The sequence below is a fragment of the Kribbella orskensis genome (assembly GCF_004342085.1).
Taxonomy (GTDB): domain Bacteria; phylum Actinomycetota; class Actinomycetes; order Propionibacteriales; family Kribbellaceae; genus Kribbella; species Kribbella orskensis.
The window spans coordinates 513359-532760 of sequence record NZ_SLWM01000003.1 but is presented as its reverse complement, the minus strand read 5'-3'; the positions used below and the strand labels follow the sequence as shown (position 1 = coordinate 532760).

General features: G+C 69.1%; 22 protein-coding genes and 1 riboswitch. Of the genes, 9 read left to right on the top strand and 13 right to left on the bottom strand.

The features are described from left to right. Positions 1–3: 3 nt before the first annotated feature. On the bottom strand, positions 4–207 hold the full coding sequence (locus EV644_RS11480) for a CbtB domain-containing protein (protein WP_132191691.1): 204 nt from the start codon (positions 205–207) through the stop codon (positions 4–6). A gap of 53 nt (positions 208–260) precedes the next feature. Continuing rightward, positions 261–325, bottom strand: a riboswitch (cobalamin riboswitch). Positions 326–471: 146 nt separating this feature from the next. Between EV644_RS11480 and EV644_RS11475 the strand changes: the two genes are divergently transcribed. Beyond that, positions 472–1110: a LysE family translocator gene (locus tag EV644_RS11475; RefSeq protein ID WP_132191692.1), complete on the top strand. Its 639-nt coding sequence runs from the start codon at positions 472–474 to the stop codon at positions 1108–1110. A 4-nt stretch (positions 1111–1114) separates the two neighbouring features. Here the strand turns inward: EV644_RS11475 and EV644_RS11470 are convergent, their stop codons facing one another. The 5 genes from EV644_RS11470 to EV644_RS11450 all read right to left on the bottom strand — a co-directional run bounded on the left by EV644_RS11470 (position 1115) and on the right by EV644_RS11450 (position 6515). Continuing rightward, entirely contained in the window at positions 1115–2509 is a 1395-nt protein-coding gene (locus EV644_RS11470) for an MFS transporter (protein WP_132191693.1), read from the bottom strand. A gap of 75 nt (positions 2510–2584) precedes the next feature. After that, positions 2585–2953 carry a DUF1304 domain-containing protein gene (locus tag EV644_RS11465; RefSeq protein ID WP_132191694.1) on the bottom strand — a complete coding sequence of 123 codons (369 nt, stop codon included), beginning with the start codon at positions 2951–2953 and terminating at the stop codon, positions 2585–2587. A 287-nt stretch (positions 2954–3240) separates the two neighbouring features. Further along, on the bottom strand, positions 3241–5106 hold the full coding sequence (locus EV644_RS11460) for a DEAD/DEAH box helicase (protein ID WP_241998859.1): 1866 nt from the start codon (positions 5104–5106) through the stop codon (positions 3241–3243). 174 nt (positions 5107–5280) lie between these two features. Beyond that, complete coding sequence (locus EV644_RS11455) at positions 5281–6081, bottom strand: alpha/beta fold hydrolase (protein ID WP_132191695.1); 801 nt, start codon at positions 6079–6081, stop codon at positions 5281–5283. Next, complete coding sequence (locus tag EV644_RS11450) at positions 6078–6515, bottom strand: hypothetical protein (RefSeq protein WP_199239749.1); 438 nt, start codon at positions 6513–6515, stop codon at positions 6078–6080. Before EV644_RS11450 ends, EV644_RS11455 begins: the two co-directional genes overlap by 4 nt. A 90-nt stretch (positions 6516–6605) precedes the next feature. Here EV644_RS11450 and EV644_RS11445 point away from each other — a divergent pair, with 90 nt between their 5' ends. From EV644_RS11445 to EV644_RS11435, 3 genes are all read left to right on the top strand, one after another. Continuing rightward, on the top strand, positions 6606–7121 hold the full coding sequence (locus EV644_RS11445) for a DinB family protein (RefSeq protein WP_132191696.1): 516 nt from the start codon (positions 6606–6608) through the stop codon (positions 7119–7121). Positions 7122–7201: 80 nt separating this feature from the next. Beyond that, a complete protein-coding gene (locus tag EV644_RS11440; RefSeq protein WP_241998861.1) occupies positions 7202–7570 on the top strand; it encodes a YybH family protein in 369 nt (122 codons plus the stop codon). Between the two features lie 153 nt (positions 7571–7723). Further along, positions 7724–9160 (top strand): ankyrin repeat domain-containing protein, encoded by a 1437-nt coding sequence (locus EV644_RS11435; protein WP_132191697.1) that lies wholly within the window; start codon positions 7724–7726, stop codon positions 9158–9160. 51 nt (positions 9161–9211) lie between these two features. On the opposite strand, the gene EV644_RS11430 is transcribed toward EV644_RS11435, so the two are convergent. Then, a complete protein-coding gene (locus tag EV644_RS11430; protein WP_132191698.1) occupies positions 9212–10432 on the bottom strand; it encodes a calcium:cation antiporter in 1221 nt (406 codons plus the stop codon). 94 nt (positions 10433–10526) lie between these two features. Between EV644_RS11430 and EV644_RS11425 the strand changes: the two genes are divergently transcribed. Further along, positions 10527–11048 (top strand): GNAT family N-acetyltransferase, encoded by a 522-nt coding sequence (locus EV644_RS11425; protein WP_241998863.1) that lies wholly within the window; start codon positions 10527–10529, stop codon positions 11046–11048. A 35-nt stretch (positions 11049–11083) separates the two neighbouring features. Further along, a complete protein-coding gene (locus EV644_RS11420) occupies positions 11084–11977 on the top strand; it encodes an SCO6745 family protein (RefSeq protein WP_132191699.1) in 894 nt (297 codons plus the stop codon). Here EV644_RS11420 and EV644_RS11415 read toward each other — a convergent pair. After that, positions 11949–12143: a hypothetical protein gene (locus EV644_RS11415; protein ID WP_132191700.1), complete on the bottom strand. Its 195-nt coding sequence runs from the start codon at positions 12141–12143 to the stop codon at positions 11949–11951. The genes EV644_RS11420 and EV644_RS11415 overlap by 29 nt on opposite strands. Positions 12144–12198: 55 nt before the next feature. Beyond that, a complete protein-coding gene (locus EV644_RS11410; protein WP_132191701.1) occupies positions 12199–13086 on the bottom strand; it encodes a LysR family transcriptional regulator ArgP in 888 nt (295 codons plus the stop codon). A 91-nt stretch (positions 13087–13177) separates the two neighbouring features. On the opposite strand from EV644_RS11410, the gene EV644_RS11405 reads away from it, so the two are divergent. Both EV644_RS11405 and EV644_RS11400 read left to right on the top strand, forming a co-directional pair. Further along, positions 13178–13774 (top strand): LysE/ArgO family amino acid transporter, encoded by a 597-nt coding sequence (locus EV644_RS11405; RefSeq protein WP_132191702.1) that lies wholly within the window; start codon positions 13178–13180, stop codon positions 13772–13774. 108 nt (positions 13775–13882) lie between these two features. Further along, the gene (locus tag EV644_RS11400) at positions 13883–14689 is read left to right on the top strand and encodes an MBL fold metallo-hydrolase (protein ID WP_132191703.1); all 807 of its coding nucleotides are present in this window, start codon (positions 13883–13885) and stop codon (positions 14687–14689) included. Positions 14690–14714: 25 nt separating this feature from the next. On the opposite strand, the gene EV644_RS11395 is transcribed toward EV644_RS11400, so the two are convergent. Beyond that, the gene (locus EV644_RS11395; RefSeq protein WP_132191704.1) at positions 14715–15632 is read right to left on the bottom strand and encodes an SDR family oxidoreductase; all 918 of its coding nucleotides are present in this window, start codon (positions 15630–15632) and stop codon (positions 14715–14717) included. A gap of 74 nt (positions 15633–15706) precedes the next feature. Here EV644_RS11395 and EV644_RS11390 point away from each other — a divergent pair, with 74 nt between their 5' ends. Further along, a complete protein-coding gene (locus EV644_RS11390) occupies positions 15707–16399 on the top strand; it encodes a TetR/AcrR family transcriptional regulator (protein ID WP_132191705.1) in 693 nt (230 codons plus the stop codon). A 28-nt stretch (positions 16400–16427) separates the two neighbouring features. Here EV644_RS11390 and EV644_RS11385 read toward each other — a convergent pair whose 3' ends face one another. From EV644_RS11385 to EV644_RS11375, 3 genes are all read right to left on the bottom strand, one after another. Beyond that, complete coding sequence (locus EV644_RS11385) at positions 16428–17360, bottom strand: DMT family transporter (protein WP_241998881.1); 933 nt, start codon at positions 17358–17360, stop codon at positions 16428–16430. A gap of 46 nt (positions 17361–17406) precedes the next feature. After that, positions 17407–18690, bottom strand: coding sequence for an MFS transporter (locus EV644_RS11380; RefSeq protein WP_241998864.1), 1284 nt, complete (start codon positions 18688–18690; stop codon positions 17407–17409). Between the two features lie 105 nt (positions 18691–18795). Next, positions 18796–19362, bottom strand: a complete 567-nt coding sequence (locus EV644_RS11375) for a DUF4865 family protein (RefSeq protein ID WP_199239769.1) — start codon at positions 19360–19362, stop codon at positions 18796–18798. Between the last annotated feature and the right edge of the window lie 40 nt (positions 19363–19402).

Genomic DNA, 19402 nt, shown 5'->3' with positions numbered 1-19402 from the left:
GACTCAGTGGCAGGGGACGCCGAGCAGGTGGCGCCCGTCGTGCATCAGCTCGTGCAGGTACATGCCCGACTGCGAGACGGCGCCCTGGTCGAAGGCGACCAGGTAGGCGAGCATCAGCAGCAGGCCGACCGCGAGCAGGGCGACACGGAGCAGGCGCGGCGAGATGGCCGGTACGGCGACCGATCGGGCAGGCGTGGGTGCAGACATTGAGTACCTCCTGGGGAAGTGCGCGTCCCCTTCGAAAGGCTGCTGATGCCCGAGCGTCCTGACTCACGAGCAAGCTCGCTCACAGTGGCGCGGCCGTACCGGTCTCTCACCGGTTTCCCTCATGGCACCGCAGGTTGTCCCTGGAAAGGTAGCCGCCCGCTTCACCCACGGTCAACGCACCAGTGCGCCCCGTCCAGATGCCGGAGCCTGGCGAGTGTCGGAATTCACCTGCGGCCGCGGGCGGGGCGGCCCTAGTGTGAGGGGATGCCCTCCGGTCATCATCTGCTCGCGTTTGCGATCACCTCGTTCGTGATCATCGTGGTTCCTGGGCCTAGCGTGTTGTTCATCGTGGGGCGGGCGCTGGCTGTCGGGCGGCGCGAGGCGGTGTTGACGATGGTGGGGAACACCGTCGGCGCGGCCGTGATGCTTGTCGCCGTGGCGCTCGGGCTAGGTGCGCTGATCGCTGCCAGCGCGATCGCTCTGACCGTGGTCAAGCTGGCCGGAGCGGTGTACCTGATCTATCTCGGGGTGCACGCGTTCCGGACCCGGAAGTCGCTGGTCGCGGCGCTGCAGAGCGAGGTGAAGCCCGGGAACGCCCGGCGGGCGCTGCGCCAGGGGTTCCTGGTCGGGGTGACGAACGCGAAGACGGCGGTGTTCTTCGCCGCGGTCCTGCCGCAGTTCGTCGACAAGAACGCAGCTCCGGCGTCGCTGCAGATCCTGCTGCTCGGGCTGATCTTCATCGTCATCGCCCTCTGTTCCGACAGCCTGTGGGCCCTGGTCGCCGGGACCGCCCGCGAGTGGTTCGCCCGCTCGCCCCGCCGCCTCGAACTCGTCGGTGGCACCGGCGGGCTGATGATCATCGGCCTCGGCGCCAGCATCGCGTTCACCGGCTCCAAGGAGTAGCCCGCTACCCGACCTGCTGCTTGGTACGGCGGGCGGCGAAGACGCCGAGCAGGGCGAGGACGGCGGGGAGACCGAAGGCGGTCAGGTAGGCGGTGGTCGCCGAGTGCGGTTCGATCGCGGCGAACAGGGAACCACCGACCGCGAGCACCGTGGCCGTGGCCAGGGCGTCGCTGAGCTGCAGCGCGGAGCTGTTCGCGCCCTGCTCCTCGCGGCTCGAGTACTCCAGGATCAGCACCGATACGGTCGGGAACACCGTTCCCATGCCGAGACCGGCGAGCCCCCAGCCGAGGATGCCGACGAGCACCGGCACGTGCGGGTTCAGGGTCAAGGTCGCCGCCGTGATGCCGAGCACGATCGAGATCATCCCGGCCTGCAGGAACACCTCGTGCGAGAACGGCTGGTGCGGCCGGCCCCGGTACCACGAGGCGGTGGTCCAGGTGAGCGCGCTGACGGTGAGCACGAGCCCGGCGAAGGAGGGCGAGAGTCCACGTTCGCGGGTCAGCATCAGCGGGAGGAACACCTCGGCCCCGAATCCGGCGGCCGCAACGAGGCCGCGGAGGGCGACCACAGCCGGGAGCCCGGTGCACATCGTGAAGGTCCCCTTGGGCAACAACTTCGGCGAGAAGGCGATCACCCCGGCCAGACCGACGGCGAGCAAGGCGAGCTGGAGAATCCCGCGCTGCTGACCGCCGTAGTGGAGCAAGCCGACGCCTACCGCCGCGGCGATCGCCCACATGGCTCGCCGGTCCCAGAGCGACCTGTGCTCCTGCTCCGGAGTACCGGCGTCCGCACGAGCCAGACCGGGGCGCATTACCAGCGCGGCCGGGATGGCCATCGCCGGTACTGCTAGGAACACGATCCGCCAGCTCGCGTGCTCGACGATCAGGCCGGCGATCGCGGGGCCGACCAGGGACGGGACCACCCAGCCGGTGGCGAACGCGGCGAAGATGCGCGGCCGGAGTTCCGCCGGGTAGAGGTGGCCGACGACGACGTACAGGGCGACCGTGAGGAGGCCGCCGCCGAAGCCCTGGATGATGCGTCCGACGACGAGCACCTCCATCGTCGGCGCGACACCGGCGATGATCAGGCCGGCCAGGAACCAGGCGGTGCCGTGCCAGAGCGGCCGGGCCGGGCCTTTCAGATCGCTCCAGGTGCCCGAGACGACCATCGCGACGACGCTCGACGCGAGCGGCCCGCCGAACGCGAGCGCGTACAGGGACAGCCCGTCCAGCGACTGCGCGACGGTCGGCATCGCGGTGGTGACCGCGAGGGACTCGAACGCGACCAGGGTGATCAGCGCGACCATCCCGACCGTCAGTGCCCGGTACTCCGGCGCGAGCACGCTGCGCGGCCGAGCTGGTGCCGCGGCACCGGTCGAGGGGTCAGCGGTTGTCGTCATGCACAGCACCCTCGGACATCAAGTGCTCTTGAAGTCAACCTTTTCACTTCAAGAGCACTTGAGGATCGGGGTGCGTCAGAGCACCGCGGCGAGGACCAGGGCCAGGATCGGCGGGACCGCCTGCAGCGCGGCCGAGCGGGCCAGGCGGCGGTCCGAGGCGATCAGCACGATGCCGGCGCCGGCCATGCAGGCGCAGGCGAACAGCGCGATCGCGTGGCCCTTGTCGCCGCCGGCGATCAGCCCGCCGATCGCGCCGATCGCGAGGAACAAGTTGTAGAAGCCCTGGTTGAACGCCCAGGGCCGGGCCGCCTCCGCCTCGGCCTCGGTCTTGATCAGGAAGCGCTGGTAGGTGCTCGGCTTCTTGAAGAGCAGGCTCTCCAGAGCGAAGACGGCAAGGTGGAAGACACCGGCCAGGGCGACGAAGATCTGCGCGATCGTGTTCACCAGCGAACCGTACCGCCCGGATGCCCCCGGCAACAGAATGTCGTCTCGGTGGTCAACTCATGTTCTCCAGGTGGTCGCGAAGGCGCGGGCCGGGTTCGCGAAAGCCGCGGTCGCGAAGTCTTCGCGACCGACCGAAGACAGATTCCGAGGCACTCGGCCGAATCGCTCGCCAAGCCGTCGACCACCTGACCGGCCCCGAGCGAGAGTTCCTGACCGGGCCTGCCTCAGTACAAGCGAAAGGCCGGACCGACCCTGGGGTCAGTCCGGCCTTCTGTCGCTTCGAGTGTCTAGCGACCGCGGCCTGCGCGGGTGCCTGCGGAGAAAGCTGCTGCGCCGGCCGGGCGGCTGGTCGCGCCCGGCGTGGTGGTGCTGTAGCTCTTCGGGGCGGAAGCGCCGCCGCGGGAGTTGCCGCGCGACTTACCGCCCTGGCCGCCTCCGTTGCGAGCACCTTGGCCGGCCGCACGCGGCGCGCCCGGTCCCGCGGCGCGCCGGCGGCGACCACCGCGACCCCGGCCGTCCGAGGATCCGCCGGCACCGGTACGGCGTACCGACTCCGACTCGACCGCGGACTTCACCGGCGGGGTGACGAAGGCGCGCTCGCCCGGCGCCAACTGCGCGAGCAGGGGGTCGCCGACGCGGAGCTTGGTCACCTTCGCGGAGATGCCGGCCTTGCGGGTCAGGTCCCGTACGTCGCGGACCTGGTCGTCCGTCATCAGCGTGATGACGGTCCCCTCGGCACCGGCTCGCGCAGTACGGCCGGAGCGGTGCAGGTAGGCCTTGTGCTCGATCGGCGGATCCGCGTGGATGACCAGCGTGATGTCGTCGACGTGGATGCCGCGGGCCGCGATGTCGGTCGCCACCAGCGTCTTCGCCGAGCCGTCGGAGAAGGCCTCGAGGTTCCGGGTGCGGGCGCCCTGCGAGAGGTTGCCGTGCAGTTCCACCGCCGGTACGCCGAGTGCGATCAGCTTCTTCGTGAGCGACTTCGCGCCGTACTTCGTGCGGGTGAAGACCAGCGTGCGGCCCGGTGCGGCGGTCAGGTCGACCAGCACCGGCAGCCGGGTGTCGGACTGCACGTGCAGCACGTGGTGCGTCATCTTCGACACCGGCGACTGGGCCGAGTCGACGCTGTGCGTGACAGGCGACTTCATGAACCGCTTGACCAGAACGTCGACGCCTGCGTCCAGGGTGGCCGAGAAGAGCAGCCGCTGGGCGTTCGCCGGGGTCGCCTCCAGGATCCGCCGGACGGCGGGCAGGAAGCCGAGGTCGGCCATGTGGTCGGCCTCGTCCAGCACGGTGATCTCGATCGCGTCGAGCTTCGCGTGCCCGGACTTGACGTGGTCCTCGAGCCGGCCGGGGCAGGCGACGACGATGTCGACGCCGCGGCGCAGGCCGCTGATCTGCGGACCGGCGCCGACGCCGCCGAAGATCGTCATCGTGCGCAGGTCGAGCGCGTCCGTCAGCGGCGTGATCGACGCCTGGATCTGGGTGGCGAGCTCACGGGTCGGCGCCAGGATCAGCGCCCGCGGCTGGTTCGGCCGGCGCCTGGTACCGCTGGCCGCGAGCCGGGCGAGCACCGGCAGCACGAACGCGTAGGTCTTGCCGGAACCGGTCCGGCCGCGACCGAGCACGTCCTTGCCCGCCAGCGAGTCCGGCAGCGTCGCCGCCTGGATCGGGAACGGCTTGACCACACCGGTCGAGGCGAGCGCCTTGACCAGTCCGGACGGTACGCCGAGCTCGGCGAACGTCATGTCGTCGTCGATCACCGGCACGTCGAGCTCGTCGTACGAGTCGCTCTCCACAACCGTCTCGACCACACGGTCGGCGCCGCGGGAGCCGGTACTGCGGGAGTCGGCGTCGCGCGGGTTACCGCCGCGGCGGGTGCGCGGGGCACGCCTGCTCTGCGGGGCGGTGGTGTCACCAGCCGGCCGGCGTGAGCCGTTGACGGTGCCTTGCGGGGATGCGGTGGTGGATGAGGCGTTCAGCGTGGTTCCGTTCTGGGTGGTCCCGTTCTGGGTGGTCCCGTTCTGGGTGTTGCCGCTGGCACCGGTCCGGCGACGGCGGCGGGGGCGCGCCGGGGCCTCACCCTGGGCGCGCGGAAGAGAGGTAGAGGGGGTGGAAGTGGGCGTGGTGTTACCGGGGCGGCTAGCCGCCATGAAGTACTCCAAGAAAGTCGGGGGTCGTCCTGCCCGGCGCAGCCCGGTGGGCCGCGGCGCGTGGTGGTCGACTGCTAGCGCAGCGTGTGCACTGAATCGGCCCGAGGCAGAACTGGGCGGGCCGTCACAGATAGTGTACGTCACCCCAGGACCGTCTGCGGAGAGTATCCAAACTCAGTGCGCCGTCACGAACTCCCGAACCAGCGCCGCCACTCCGGCCGGGTCCTCGAAGAGCATCCCGTGCGACCCGTCGAACTCGACCACCCGGCAACCGCCTGGGTCCCGCTCTTCCCGGCCTCGCAGGTTCTCGACGACGCCGCGCTGCTGGGCACGGAACAGGTCGGCGAAGGGTTCCTGGGCGGGGAACAGCCTCGTGGCGACGACGGCGAGCGCCGGGCAGCTCAGACCGTCATACAGGTCGGTCGTGCGTTCGGCGGCGATCATTTCGCGGATTACGTCGAGGGCAGGGCACTCCGGGCGGAGGAAGGTCTGTCCGTTTCTGCGGACCAGATTCCGCCGGAGGTACGGCTGCTGAGTGACGAGCATCTCCTCGACCTCCGGCGCCAATGGCGCCGCCATCGCGTCCGCTTGCGCCTTGAAGACTTCGTTCAGCTTCTCGCGCGCGGGCTCGACGTCCTCCAGCCCGGGGTACGTCGAGGGCCAGCCGTTGCCGTCCAGATTCACCAGACCAGGGCATTCCGGGTGGCGCTTTCCCCAGCGCACGGCGAGCATCCCGCCCAGAGAATGCCCGACCACGAACGGGTTCCCGAGGTCGAGGGTTTCGAGCTCGTCCAGCACCTCGTCCCATCGCCAGGAACTGTCACTGGATCCCCCATGGCCGGGCAGGTCGACCGCCGTCAGACGGAAGCCGTCGAGGTGTTTCGCGAACTCCTGCCACTGATCCGCGTTCCCGCCGCCACCATGCAGGAGGAACACCCGCGGGCCGGCCTCGCCGTACTCGTAGCTGGCGATCATGAGCGTCCCAACTCTCGTTCGCGGACCGATGACACCGTGACCCCACCGTCGGGGTCGCGGGAAAGCTTGCCTCTGACAACCAAGTCGTGAACTCCCTGGCGGGTGATGCCGAGCATCGCTCCGGCCAGCGCGTACGGGACCGCCGTCGCGCTGGGATGGCCGACCCGGCGCAGCACGGCGCGGCCCAGCGGAGTACGCCACCAGTCGGCGGGCGGGTCGAACGCGGTGTCGCCCGGATACAGCGCGCCGATCAGGGTCGCGGCAGCCCAGGCCGCGTCCCGGTCGTCGGGGCCGAGCAGCCGGGCGGCGAAGGATCCAGCCGCGGCTTCGGCTTTCCGCCGAAGGTCGGCGAGGTCGGAGTCGACCAGGATCTCCAACGGGTCGAGCAGCCTGCGCTCGATGATCCCCACCAACTGCCGGGTCAACTCGTCCATCGGCCACCACCCTCGCATCTGCTTGACATACAGCGTCAAGTACTTGACGACTGATGTCAAGCAACAGGATCAGCAGGTACGGTTCAGGTCGTGAGCACAGCCGACGCCTTCCGCACGGATCCGCCCAACCTGGGTGGGGAGCGTGAATTGCTGCAGGGATTTCTCGACTTTCACCGGGGCACGCTGTTGTGGAAGACCTCGGGGTTGACCGGCGAGCAACTTGTCCGGGCGAGCATTGAGCCGTCGACGATGAGCCTGCTGGGGTTGATCCGGCACCTCGCGGAGGTCGAGCGGTACTGGTTCCAGGTTTGCCTCGCCGGGCGGCCGCTGCGGCTGGAGTTGTGGACCGACGAGCATCCGGACGGCGACTTCGATCTGGTCGACCCGGCTCGGGTCGAGCAGGATCTCGCCGACCTGAAGGCAGCGATCCGCACGTCGGACGAACTCGCCGCGGCCCACTCCCTCGACCACACGTTCAAGCGACCGCGTGGCGACGCGGAGTACTCGCTGCGTTGGCTCTACATCCACATGGTCGAGGAATACGCCCGCCACAACGGCCACGCCGACCTGCTCCGCGAACGGGTCGACGGCCTGACCGGCGAATAACCGCGATCCACGGCGGCCCCCTCCCGGGCCGGCCCGCGCGCCCGCGTGAGGTTGTGCTCGGGGGACGGCAGGATGCAGTGATGCGAGGGATGCGGGAGAAGGTGCTGGAGCGGTGGATCGCGCGGTACCGGCTTGCCTGGGAGACGAACGATCCGGCGGACATCGCCGCGCTGTGGACCGAGGACGCCGCCCTCTACCGCCGGCCGGACGAGGAGCCGGTGCTCGGCCGGGACGCGATCGTGGACGCCTGGCTCGAGGTCGCGGACGCACCCGGGGAGACGACCTTCGACTACCAGGTGCTCGGCTTCGGGGACGGGGTCGGCTTCGTCCGCGGCTGGACGACCTACCTGACGGACCCGCCGAGCGAGTTCAGCAACCTGTGGGTGATCCGGCTGGACCGGAACGGGCGCGCGCACGAGTTCACCGAGTGGTGGATGGAGAAGACCTGAGCCGGGCCCGGGCGTAGGATCGGCGTCAGGCGTCCAGGGTGCCACCGGTCCGCGGGAAGGGCTCAGCCCACCTGGTTTCGAGCTTGCGCGGTACCAGCCACCTCCTTTCTCGCCCGACGACGCGGACAGCGGGCACGTAGAGAGGAGGTCGCCATGCCGACCCGTCAACTCCCCAGTCCCCCGAGCCTCGAGCACCTGAAGAAGCAGGCCAAGACTCTGCTCAAGCAGGTCCGGGCCGAGGATCCCGCGGCTGTCGCACTCGCCGCCGAATTCCACCCCGTCAGCAACCTGGCCGATGCCCAGTTGGTGATCGCCCGCAGCTACGGGTTCGCCAGTTGGTCGCGGCTCACGCATCACCTCGACCTGATCACGCAGTACAGCCGTTATCCCCACCGCCAGGCGATCGGCGGTCCCTTGGACACCCCGGGCCGGCGGGCCGACGAGTTCCTCCGGCTCGCCACCCTGCAGTACGGCTCGGACGACCCGGTACGCCGGAGCGCGGCGCGCGAGCTGCTGACGGAGTTCCCTGATGTTGCCCTGAGCAACATCTGCACGATGGTGGTCGCCGGCGACGTACCGGCGGTTCGCGCGGAGTTGGCCCGGGACGGCGCGCTCGCCAATCGTGAGGGTGGTCCGTATCGGTGGGAACCCCTGCTCTACTTGACTTATTCGCGCCTCGACGTGACGCCGGAGGCGCCGGTGGAGATCGCCCGGATGCTGCTGGCTCATGGTGCTGATCCGAATGCCGGGTACCTCTGGGAGGGATTGCCGTCGCCGTTCACCGCGCTGACGGGTGCGTTCGGCCGGGGTGAGGGGGATCAGCCGCCGCACCAGAGCCGGCTCGCGCTGGCTCGCCTGCTGCTCGAGGCGGGAGCCGATGCGAACGACAGCCAGACGATGTACAACTGCGGGCCGGGATGCCCGCCGCCGTACGACGATGCCCACTTGGAGCTGTTGCTCGAGTTCGGCCTCGGCAACGGGGATGGCGGGCCGTGGCACGAGCGGTTGGCGACCGTACATCACACACCACGACAGCTCCTGGAGGACGAGCTGGTCTTCGCCTCCTCGGCAGGCCTGCTCCACCGGGTGCAACTAGTGCTTGCCCAAGGCACCGATCCGGACGGCCGCGGTACCGAGCACCCGATCTTCTGTGGTCATCGGGCGTACGAACTGGCCGCCGTGGTCGGGCACACCGAGGTCGCTGAACTCCTGCGGGCACAGGGTGCGGCACCGCTCGACGACGTTCATGAGCTGTACGCCGCGGTCATGCAGGGCAGGCCGTTCGAGGCTGATCGCGAGTTGGCGGCTCGGGCGGTGCAGCGGAATCGCTTACTTCCGTTGCGGGCGGCCGAGCTCGGACGGACCGAGGCTCTGGAGCCGTTGAAAGAACTGGGGTTCGACCTGAACGTGCTCGGGATGAACACGCCGCTGCACCAGGCGGCGTTCCATGGGCATCTGGAGACGGTGAAGAAGCTGATCGAGCTCGGAGCCGACCCGACCATCCGCGACTGTGGGTACAACAGCACTCCGCAGGGCTGGGCCGAGCACAACCACCAGCAGCAGGTCGTCGACTACCTCGCCGGCCTCTGAGCCGTTCGTTCTCCTCGCGGCCGAGTCTCTGGCTGCCGGTCGGGGCTGCCGCTACGGGCTCACCGCGAGGAAGACGAAGGAGCTGAAGATCATCAGGTGGACGGCACCCTGGAGCAGCGTGGCGCGGCCGGTCGCCAGCGTCAGCATGCTGACGATCACCGTCAGCGCGAACAGGACCATCTCCGTGCCGCCGAGGCCAAGGACCAGCGGGCCGCTGAGCCAGATGGACGCGACCGCGATCGCTGGGATCGTCAGCCCGATGCTGGCCAGGGCCGAACCGAGTGCGAGGTTCAGGCTCGTCTGCAGCCTGTTCCGCAAGGCGGCGCGGACAGCGGCGACTGTTTCCGGGAGCAGCACCAGCAACGCGATGACGACGCCGACCACCGCCACCGGAGCACCAGCCGACTCGACTGCGTCCTCGAGCTTCGGCGAGACCGTCTTCGCCAGGCCGACGACCGCGATCAGGCACAGGAACAGCAGGCCCAGACTGAGCAGCGCGACACGCCCGGTCGGCGCCGCCGCGTGCACCTCCCTGTCCTCCTCGTCATCAACCAGATCGGCCGCGATCGGCACCTCTACGGCCTCCGAGCCGGTCCCAGCTCCCGCGCCAACTTGGCCCACCCCAGCGGAAGTCTCCGCGACCGTCCCGACCCGAGCCGCTGCGGGCTCTTCGGCGACCACCGGGAGGAAGTAGTCGCGGTGCCGGATGGTCTGGACGAAGACGAAGACGCCGTACATCGTCAGCGACGCCACCCCGGCGAAGGCGAGCTGGGCCGGGCTGAAGGTGGCCCCCGGAGTACTGGTGGTGAAGGTCGGCAGCACCAGGCTGAGCGTCACCAGCGCGGTCATCACGGCGAGCGCGCTCCCCGACGCGTGCACCCGGAACTGCTGCGTTGTGTGCCGAACCGACCCGACCACCAGCGCGAGTCCGACGATCCCGTTGCAGGTGATCATCACCGCGGCGAAGACCGTGTCGCGGGCCAGCGAGGCCGCCTTGTCCCCGCCGGACGCCATCAGCGTCACGATCAGCGCGACCTCGATCACGGTCACCGCGAGCGCCAGGATCAGGGTGCCGAACGGTTCGCCGACGCGATGGGCGACAACCTCGGCGTGGTGGACGGCGGCGATCACCGCGGCGCCGAGACCCACGCAGACGAGGACGATCAGCACTGCGCCGAGGTCGCGGCCCCAGGTCAGCACCAGGACGACGAGAGCGAGCGGGGGCACGGCCAGACTCCAGCGCGGCAACCCATGGACAACGGTGTTTGTCATCCCCCGCGATCCTAGCTGTGCCGCCCGGAATCCAGTTGGCATCCACCGCTCAGCGCGTGATGCTCTTCGCACACCGAGAACCCTTGCTCGCCCTGTGGAGCTGAAGAGAAAGGCTGCTGTGGACATCCGAGACGCGACTGCCGCCGACTGGCCGGCGATCTGGCCGTTCTTCCACCAGATCGTCACCGCCCTGGAGACCTACGCCTACGACCCGTCGATGACGAGGGAGCAGGCCGAGTCGCTCTGGATGGCCCCGTCGAACTCGCCGCAGGCCCGGACCAGCGTCGCGGTCGATGCCGACGGCACGATCCTGGGCAGCGCCAACATGTACCCGAACCGGCCGGGGCCCGGCGCGCACGTCGCGAGTGCCAGCTTCATGGTCGACGCGTCAGCTCGTGGGAAGGGCGTTGGCCGGGCTCTCTGCCAGGACATGATCGACTGGGCCGGCCGGGAGTGTTTCCGCTCGATCCAGTTCAACGCGGTGGTCGAGACGAACGAGACGGCGGTGAAGCTCTGGCAGGCCCTCGGCTTCCAGATCATCGGCACCGTCCCCGAAGCCTTCCACCACCCCACCCACGGCTACGTAGGCCTCCACGTCATGCACCGCCCACTCTGATCACCCCACGGGCGGAAGTCTGCTTGGATCGGCTCATGAGCGAGTCTCGCGCCCGGCGCATGTGGCGAGTCCTGGAGCCGTACCACGCGATCAGCTACTTCGCGCCCGATACCAGACAGGCCACTGACGCGCTTGGCCTGCGCGGCGGCTGGATGAGCTACTTCGGCTGCCGGGCGGCTCCCCTCGGCGCCGTAGGCCCGGACGTGGTCGCCGCGCTCTTCTACAACTTCCACCCGTCGATGGTCGCCCGCGCGATCCCCGACGCCTGGAACTACGCCTCACCCGAGCAACTGCTCACCGCTCGCCTCGGGGCGGTCGACAGCGCAGTACGCCGTCTCCTGCCCGACCCCAGTACTGCGGTACGCCGTACGGCTGAGCTGGCTCGTCGGGCGGCCGAGCTGGCTCCGGTAGCGGGCAGGGCTCTCGGCGCGGCCAACGCGGCGCTGGAGTGGCCCGACGAGCCGCACCTGGTCTTGTGGCAGGCGACCACCATCCTCCGGGAGTCCCGAGGTGACGGGCATGTCGCCGCGTTGGTCGGCGCGGAGTTGAGCCCGTGCCAGGCGTGTATCACCATCTCTGCCGCAGGTGGGCCGTCCAAGCAGGTGTTCCAGGTCAACCGGCGCTGGAGCGACGAGGAGTGGGCCGAAGCAGAGGACGACCTCAGGTCACGGGGTCTGCTCGACGCGGACGGAGTACTGACCGAGGCGGGTCGCGCGCTGCGTCAGCAGGTCGAGGACACCACCGACAGGTTGGCCGAGCAGGGCTGGTCAGCCTTCGGCGACGAGTCCGCCGCGGAGCTCGACCGCCTGATCCGCCCGATCAGCGGCATGATCATGGCGTCCGGCGTGGTCCCACCCGACAACCCGATGGCCATGCGCTGGGAACCGGAGGAACTGCCGCCTACCGCTTCTGCGGACCTCGGACGGTGACGTAGATCAGGGATACCCCGAACGCGGCGACGATCGGCCCGACGATCGCCCAGAGGGAGCTCCCGGTCATCGAGCTGCCGCCGATGTACCCAAGTCCCTGCAGCGCCCAGACGACGCCGACCACCGTGAGCAGGATCCCCAGCGCCACGAACACAGCCTTCTTCATGCTCCGACCCTAGCCGCATCAGCACCATCTCCCCAGCCGATCTCCGGCCTGGATCTCAGGAGGTCCGGAGGCCCGTGTGGGCCGCTTGGAGGACCGCTGTGGTGAGGGCGGTGAGTACAGCCGAGTCGAGTTTCCAGTGTTGCCAGTAGAGTGGCACATCCACATATTTGCCTTGGGCAACCTCTACCAGGCGGCCGGCGGCGAGGTCCTCCTCGACGACCTCTTCCTCGATCATCCCCCAGCCAAGCCCGAGGCGGATAGCCCGGACGAACGGCCCCGGCGCCGGGATCGAGTGCACCGGTGGGTCGAGCCGGCGGCGAGTGACCTTGCGGATCAGCCGGTGTTGCAGCATGTCCTTCGGGTTGAACACCATCATCGGCGCCACCGCGAGCGCCTCTGGGAGCGGCCGGCCGGTAAACCAGCGCTCGGCGAACTCCGGGCTCGCGATCGACAGGTAGCGCATCTTCCCGAGCGCCTGGACCCGGCAGCCCTGCACGGGCCGCGGGTCGGCCGTCACCGCGGCGAGCACCGTGCCGTTCCGGAGCAGTTCGGCCGAGTGGTCCTGATCCTCCTGACGAAGGTCGAACGCGGTCACCAACTCCGCGGGTACTGCGAGCAGCGCGGGCAGGAACCACCCGTTCAGCGAGTCCGCGTTCACCGCGATTGGCAGCCGCAGGCCCTCTGCCTTGCCCTTGACCGCGGCGATCGCCTCGGACTCCAACAGCGACACCTGCCGTGCGAGCCGGAGCAGCGCCTCCCCCGCCTCTGTACTCCGGGCCGGCTTGATCCGCTGGATCAACACCTGTCCGAGGTGACTCTCCAGCGCCTTGATCCGCTGACTGACGGCGGACGGGGTGACCCGCAGGCGCCGCGCGGCCGCGTCGAAGCTGCCCTCGTCGATCACGGCCGCGAAGGTGTCCAGTTGCGCTGCATCGATCTGCATACTGCGGAGTCTAGTTGTCGATGAAGCTCAGCTAATGGTGATGAAGAATCTTTAGCTGGAATACCTGTCCGGTCGACCCTACGGTCGAGACATGCCCCTACTCGCCGGCTTTGCCACGTCGCTGTCCCTGATCGTCGCGATCGGTGCGCAGAACGCCTTCGTACTGCGTCAGGGGCTGCGCCGCGAGCACGTCCTGCCGGTGGTGCTGACCTGCGCCCTCTCCGACGCTCTCCTGATCTCAGGCGGAATCGCCGGCCTCGGGGCACTCCTGACCAGCAGTCCTCTCGCGCTGAGCATCGCGAAGTACGGCGGTGCCGCCTTTCTCTTCGGGTACGCCCTGATCGCGGCGCGGCGGGCGATCAACCCAGGCGTGATGAGCCCGGCGGATCACGCGCCGGCCGCATTGCGGAGCGTCGTACTGACCTGTCTCGGGTTCACGTATCTCAACCCGCACGTCTACCTCGACACCGTGGTGCTGCTCGGAGCGTTGGCGAACCAGCGGGGCGCCGACGGGCGCTGGCTCTACGGTGTCGGCGCGGTCGCCGCCAGCTTCGGGTGGTTCTTCGCGCTTGGGTTCCTGGCCCGCAAGCTCGGACCCGTCTTCGCCCGGCCCCGCGCGTGGCAGTTCCTCGACGCCGGCATCGCCCTCGTCATGACCACCCTCGCCATCTGGATGATCCTGCCCTGACTGCCCTCACCAGGTGGGCGCGCCTTCGCGGACCCTTGCCCCCGTGAAAGCTCCTGCCTTGATCTAGCGTGAGATCAGCTGTATCCGCTTGCCGGTCAGGGGGTTCGCGTGGACGTGTCGGTGTTGTGCGATGCGGTGGCGGTGTTTCCCGAGGCTGTGGAGGCAGCGCTGCCCGGGTGGTCGCCTGAGCACCAGCAGTGGACCGAGGCGAACCTCCCGGGGAACGTGGATGCCACCGGCGGCTGGTGGCTGCATTTCCATAGCTACCTGGTGACCAGCGACCGTGGCGCCACCTTGGTCGATACCGGGATCGGCCCGGCCGGCGGGGAGGCGGCTAACTGGCTGGGGACGATCGGGCGACTCCCCGAGCTCCTCGAGGCCGCCGGGGTACGCGAGGCGGACATAGACACGGTGATCCTCACCCACGTCCACCTCGACCACGCCGGCTGGAACACCGCCGGGGAGCACCCGCGCTTTGGCAACGCGACGTACGTGGTGCAGCAGGCCGAGCTGGATCACGCGCACGGCGGGCCGACGTACGAGCGGTTGATCAAGCCGATCGCGGACGCCGGTCAACTCCGGGCCGTTGACGGTGAGACCTTGCTGGACGACGGGCTCCGGCTGTTGCCGACGCCGGGGCACACGCCCGGGCATCAGTGCGTGGTGACTGAGCGGGCAGTGCTCGGCGGGGACGTACTGGTGCACCCGGCGCAGGCGCGGTGGCCCGAGCTGACCTACGTGTACGAGCGGGACCCCGTGGTTGCCGTGACCTCTCGGCGCGAAGTACTGGCTCTGGCGGCCGCTACTGGCATCCCGATCGCTGCTGCACATCCACACACCGCGCTCGATGGCTCCGCCCTACCGCTGGTGGGTTCAGGTCTGGGCGACGAGGTCTGCCGCACCCACCGGCTTTGACGCTGGCAGTGGTAGCGGAGCTGGCTCAGCGGTAGCCGGTGGCGTCGGCCGGCTTGCCGGGGTCCTGGACCTCGACGATGTAGCGCCAGGCGTCGGGCTGGCTGCCGTCGAGGTCGGTGAACCCGTAGACCTTGGCCAGCTCACCGCTCGACACTGACTTGCCGTTCCAGCGCGCGACCTCGGGGTCCGCGGCGAGGGCGGCGACCGCGCGGCCGACGTACGACGGGCTCTCCGAGATCGCGAAGTGCGGGATCGCCTTGGTCGCGTCCCGCCAGTTCGCCTCGGTGACGCCGAAGCCGTCGAGCATCGCCTCGGACCGCAACCACCCGGGCGACAGCAGGACGGCGGTTGCCTGGTGCGGTGCGAGCTCGTGCGCCAGAGCGAACGCCATCCGGCTCACCGCGCCCTTGGCGACGTCGTAGAAGAAGGAGACGCGGTAGTTGGTCGCGTTGTAGTCGTTGGTTCCGTCGGTCATCTCCACCACGAGGCCGCCCGGCGACTTGATCAGCAGCGGCAGCGCGAAGTGGCTGGTGATCGCGTGCGTCTCCACGCCGAGCCGGAACAACCGCAGGCCGCTGTCGAGGTCCGACTCCCAGACCGTCTTGTTCCAGTCCGGCTCGCCCGACTGGCCCCAGATGTCGTTCACCAGGATGTGCAACGCGCCCTGCTCGGCCTCGATCCGGTCGACGAGGGCACGAACCTGCTCAGGATCCGTGTGATCCGCCTGTACTGCGATGCCGTGGCCGCCCGCCGCGTCCACCAGTTCCGCGGTCTCCTCGATCGTCTCCGGCCGTTTCATCTCCGACTGCTGCGCGCGAGTCGTCCGCCCCGTCACGTAGACGGTCGCCCCGGCGGCGCCCAGCTGAACAGCAGTCCCGCGCCCTGCCGCCCGGGTCGCCCCGGTGACCAGTGCCACCTTCCCCGTCAACGGCTTCTCACTCATGCCCTGCTCCCTCCTCGAAACGCCCGGACTGCCCAGCTAGCCATACGACGTATGATTTCTGTACCATACGACGTATGGTTAATGCTGGCAAGGCTGGTCCCGGGCGGAGTGGTCGGCCGCGGTCGGGCGAGGAGCGGCTCAGCCGGCAGGCGATCCTCGAGGCGGCGCTGCGGATCGTGGACGACGAGGGCATCGACGCGATGACGATGCGCCGGCTCGCCGCCACGCTCGGCGTGAACCCGATGTCGATCTACCACCATCTGCCGAACAAGGCGGCGGTCTTCGCCGGGCTGGCCGAACTGGTTTTCGCGGAGGTCGACTCACCCGACCCGGGCGAGGCTGTCCCCTGGCAGGACCAGTTGAAGGGCGCCGCCCGCGCGTATCGGAACGCCCTTCGTGCTCACCCGAACCTCGCGCTCCAGGTCCTCTCCGACACATCCGCGGTCTCCGACGTCGTCGTGACCACGGTCGAGCCGTTCTACCGAGCGCTGGATCGCGCCGGACTCTCGCCACGCCAGATCTTCGAGTCTGTGAACACCCTGATCGACTTCATCCACGGCTTCTCCCTCGGGGAAGCGGCTGTCCGCGCCGATACCTTCGACCTGGCCCCGGATCTGCTGACCCGGGTCCAGAACCTTCCACCGGGCAAGGCTCCGACGCTGAGCCGGGTGGTCGAATCCCTCGGCGAAGAAGGCCTTCACTACGACTTCACCGAGGGATTCGAGTCCGGCCTGACCACGCTGGTCAACGGCTTCACCGCTACCTAGACCTGACCGAGTACGGCGGGGCGCGCGGTCAGTCTGGGGCTGGGACGGTCTCGCCGGGCGATGGGGTGGAGGCCTGACGGGTCTTGTTCTTGGGCTTGTGGCGGGAGATGGCGACGCCGAGGAGGCAGAGCGCGCCGCCGGCGAAGGCGAGCGGGGCGGGAGCCTCGTCCAGGAGGAGCCAGGCCAGGAAGATCGTGAGGGGTGGGACCAGGTAGGTGGTGGCGCCCATCTTCCCGGCACTGGTCCTGGCGAGGGCGTAGGCCCAGGTGGTGAACGCCAAGGCGGTGGGGAACGCGCCGAGGAAGACGACCCACCAGATCGTGGATGGTCGGGCGTCGGCCGTCTCGCGGACGAGGGCCGGGGCGAAGGGCAGGCAACTGATGGCGCCGATCGTGCAGGCCAGCCAGGTCACCTCCAGAGCCGGAAGGCGTCCGAGCAGCGGCTTCTGGGCGACGACGCCGATGGCGTAGGCGATGGCGGCCGCTACGCAGAGGATCACGCCCCAGGTCTCGGCCTTGCCCTCGGACGAGGACGTGCCGATCAGGACGACGCCACCGAACGCGGCGATGCTTCCGATCACCAGTTGCCGCGGGAATCCCTCGGCCAGCAGCAGACCGGCGAGCAGCGCGATCAGCAGCGGGCCGATGTTCACCAGCATTGCGGCGGTACCTGCGTCGAGTCGTTGCTCGGCCTCGTTGAGCGCCACGTTGTAGACGCCGAACCACAACAGCCCGCAGACCAACAGCAACTTCCAGTCACCGCGGGCTGGCCAGCGCCGAGGCCGGCTGAACACAAACGCCGCGAGCAGCAGACTTCCGACGAGCAACCGCCCCAGCGACAGCGCACCCGCCGAGAACTCGTGTCCCACATGCCGGATCGCCACGAAGGCCGAGGCCCAGAGCACCACCGTGACGCCTGCCGCTCCCGCAGCGAGCAACCCTTGCCGCCGATCCGTCATCATCACCCTCCGACCGTAGGCGCCCCACCGTTCGGCCGGCACCGAATATTCAACGCCCGGGACCCCCCGGGTGTGAGCCCCGCGGCGTCGGGCCTGGCAGGTGAACATCGTCGGCATCGTCGTTGGCACGAACTGCGGGCGGGGGCAGGGTGAACGGGGTGATCAGCGCCGTCAGCAGCAGGGGCACGGTCAGCCCCGCGACCAGGATCGGCAGGCTGAGCCAGACCGACCCGAGCGCGAACCCGGCGTAGACCGCCACCGCGAACACCTCGGCGAACAGCCCCGACACCGACGTCACCGTCGCCCGAGCAGGACCCTGGATGGCGTCCTGCAGCCGCGCCTCGGCCACGACGATGACGAGTTGCATCACCCCGTAGCCGACTGCGATCGGCACGAAGCCCTGCGCCGTCCCGCTCAGCGACCCCCAGGCCAGCAACCCGGCAGCCAGCCCCAGCGCCACCCCGAAGAACGACGAGCGCCTCCGGTACGCCGGACCTGCGAGCGCACCGCCGATCGCCTGGGCAGCCACTGTGCCGGCGATCAGCAACGGCACCAGCATCGTCGACGCCCCGACATCCCTTGCCAGCAAGGGGAAGTACTCGTCGAAGGCCAAGAATCCACCCAGCAACGCGACCAGGGCAACTGCCTTCCGGACAGTACGGCTGGTCGACGCCTCGGCCAGACCCGAGCGCAGCATCAGCGCGTACCGACCCAGCGGCCCGTGCCTGGCGCCAGGCTCCACCTCCTCCGTTTCGTCAGCCGTGGCGACACGCGCCGCCTCCGGCAGGGACAGGGCTACAACTACTTGCATCAGGCAACTGAGCAAGCTGACGGCACCCACCAGGGGGTAACCGCCGAGTTCGTACAGCGGAGCTGCCAGCAGAGTGGCCGCCAGGTTGAGGACCAGCGAGGCCGACCTCGCCCGGCCGAGCAGCCCGGCATACCTGTCGGCGGCCTCGCGCGCGGCGAGCTCGTCGTACACGAGGGCTTCGAAGGTGCCGGAGATCAGCGCGGAGCTGACACCCCAGAGGACGAAGCCCAGCGCGAACCCGGTGTACGACGGAACGACGATCCAGCTGGCGAAGCCCAGTCCGCTGAGGACCGAGCCGAGGATCAGCAGTCTGCGGCGGGAGAACGTGTCCGCCAAGGCGCCCGAGGGCACCTCGAGGAGGAACGCGGTCGTCGACCAGATGATGAACAGCGTCGAGATCTCGGCCGCCGACAGCCCGTGATCCGTGAACAGCAACTGGTACAGCGGATACAGCGGGATGAAGTCCTGCAGCGCCTCGTACGCGACGATGCGGGCGGACAGGCTTCGCGGTACGGCGCTCATCGCAGCCCTCCCGGTCGGTGGATCGGGGGGCTCGGAGCAGCTAGGCGGTCAGGAGGTCAAAGGTGCGGGCTCGAGTACGTCATGCCTAAGAAGGTATCCGGGAAGTCACTGCCGGAACAGTTCTTTTGTGCCGGGTGTGGACAACTGCAGCACCTGGTACCGCGTGCCCGGCACGATGCCCGGTTCGCCGCTCCACAAGGTGAAGTGGACCAGTTCCCACCGGGTCGGGTCCACCGCGATCGCCGAGCTGTGGACGCCAGCCATCGCGGCCGTGCTCCGCAGAACATCGGCAGCCTCGGCGACGGGTTCGGCTGGATCGTTGTCGGGCGGCAGCATCAACGTGTGCTTGGTGGCGGCCACCGCGGGCTGGTCGATGTCGGGCCCGGCCAGGGTGTCCACCCCGGTCCAGTGCCGCACAATCGGCCGCCCGAACGACTTGCAGATCCCACTGAAGAAGCCACCACCCCACAGGAACCGGCTCATCCCGGCGGTGTCGTTCCACAGGTAGAAGGGCGCGTACTGATTCACGGTCGCGCCGTTCGCCTGGTCCTGGACCAGGTAGGCCTTCAGCCCGAGCCCCTCGAAGTCGTCGGTCCGCGCGCCCAACGTCTCCACCCGCCGTCGGATGATCCCCATGTCGTAGTCCGCCGGCAAGGTGATCTCGTACTGCATCGCGTACACGGGCCTGCTCCCTCTCTTCGACTGCCGTACA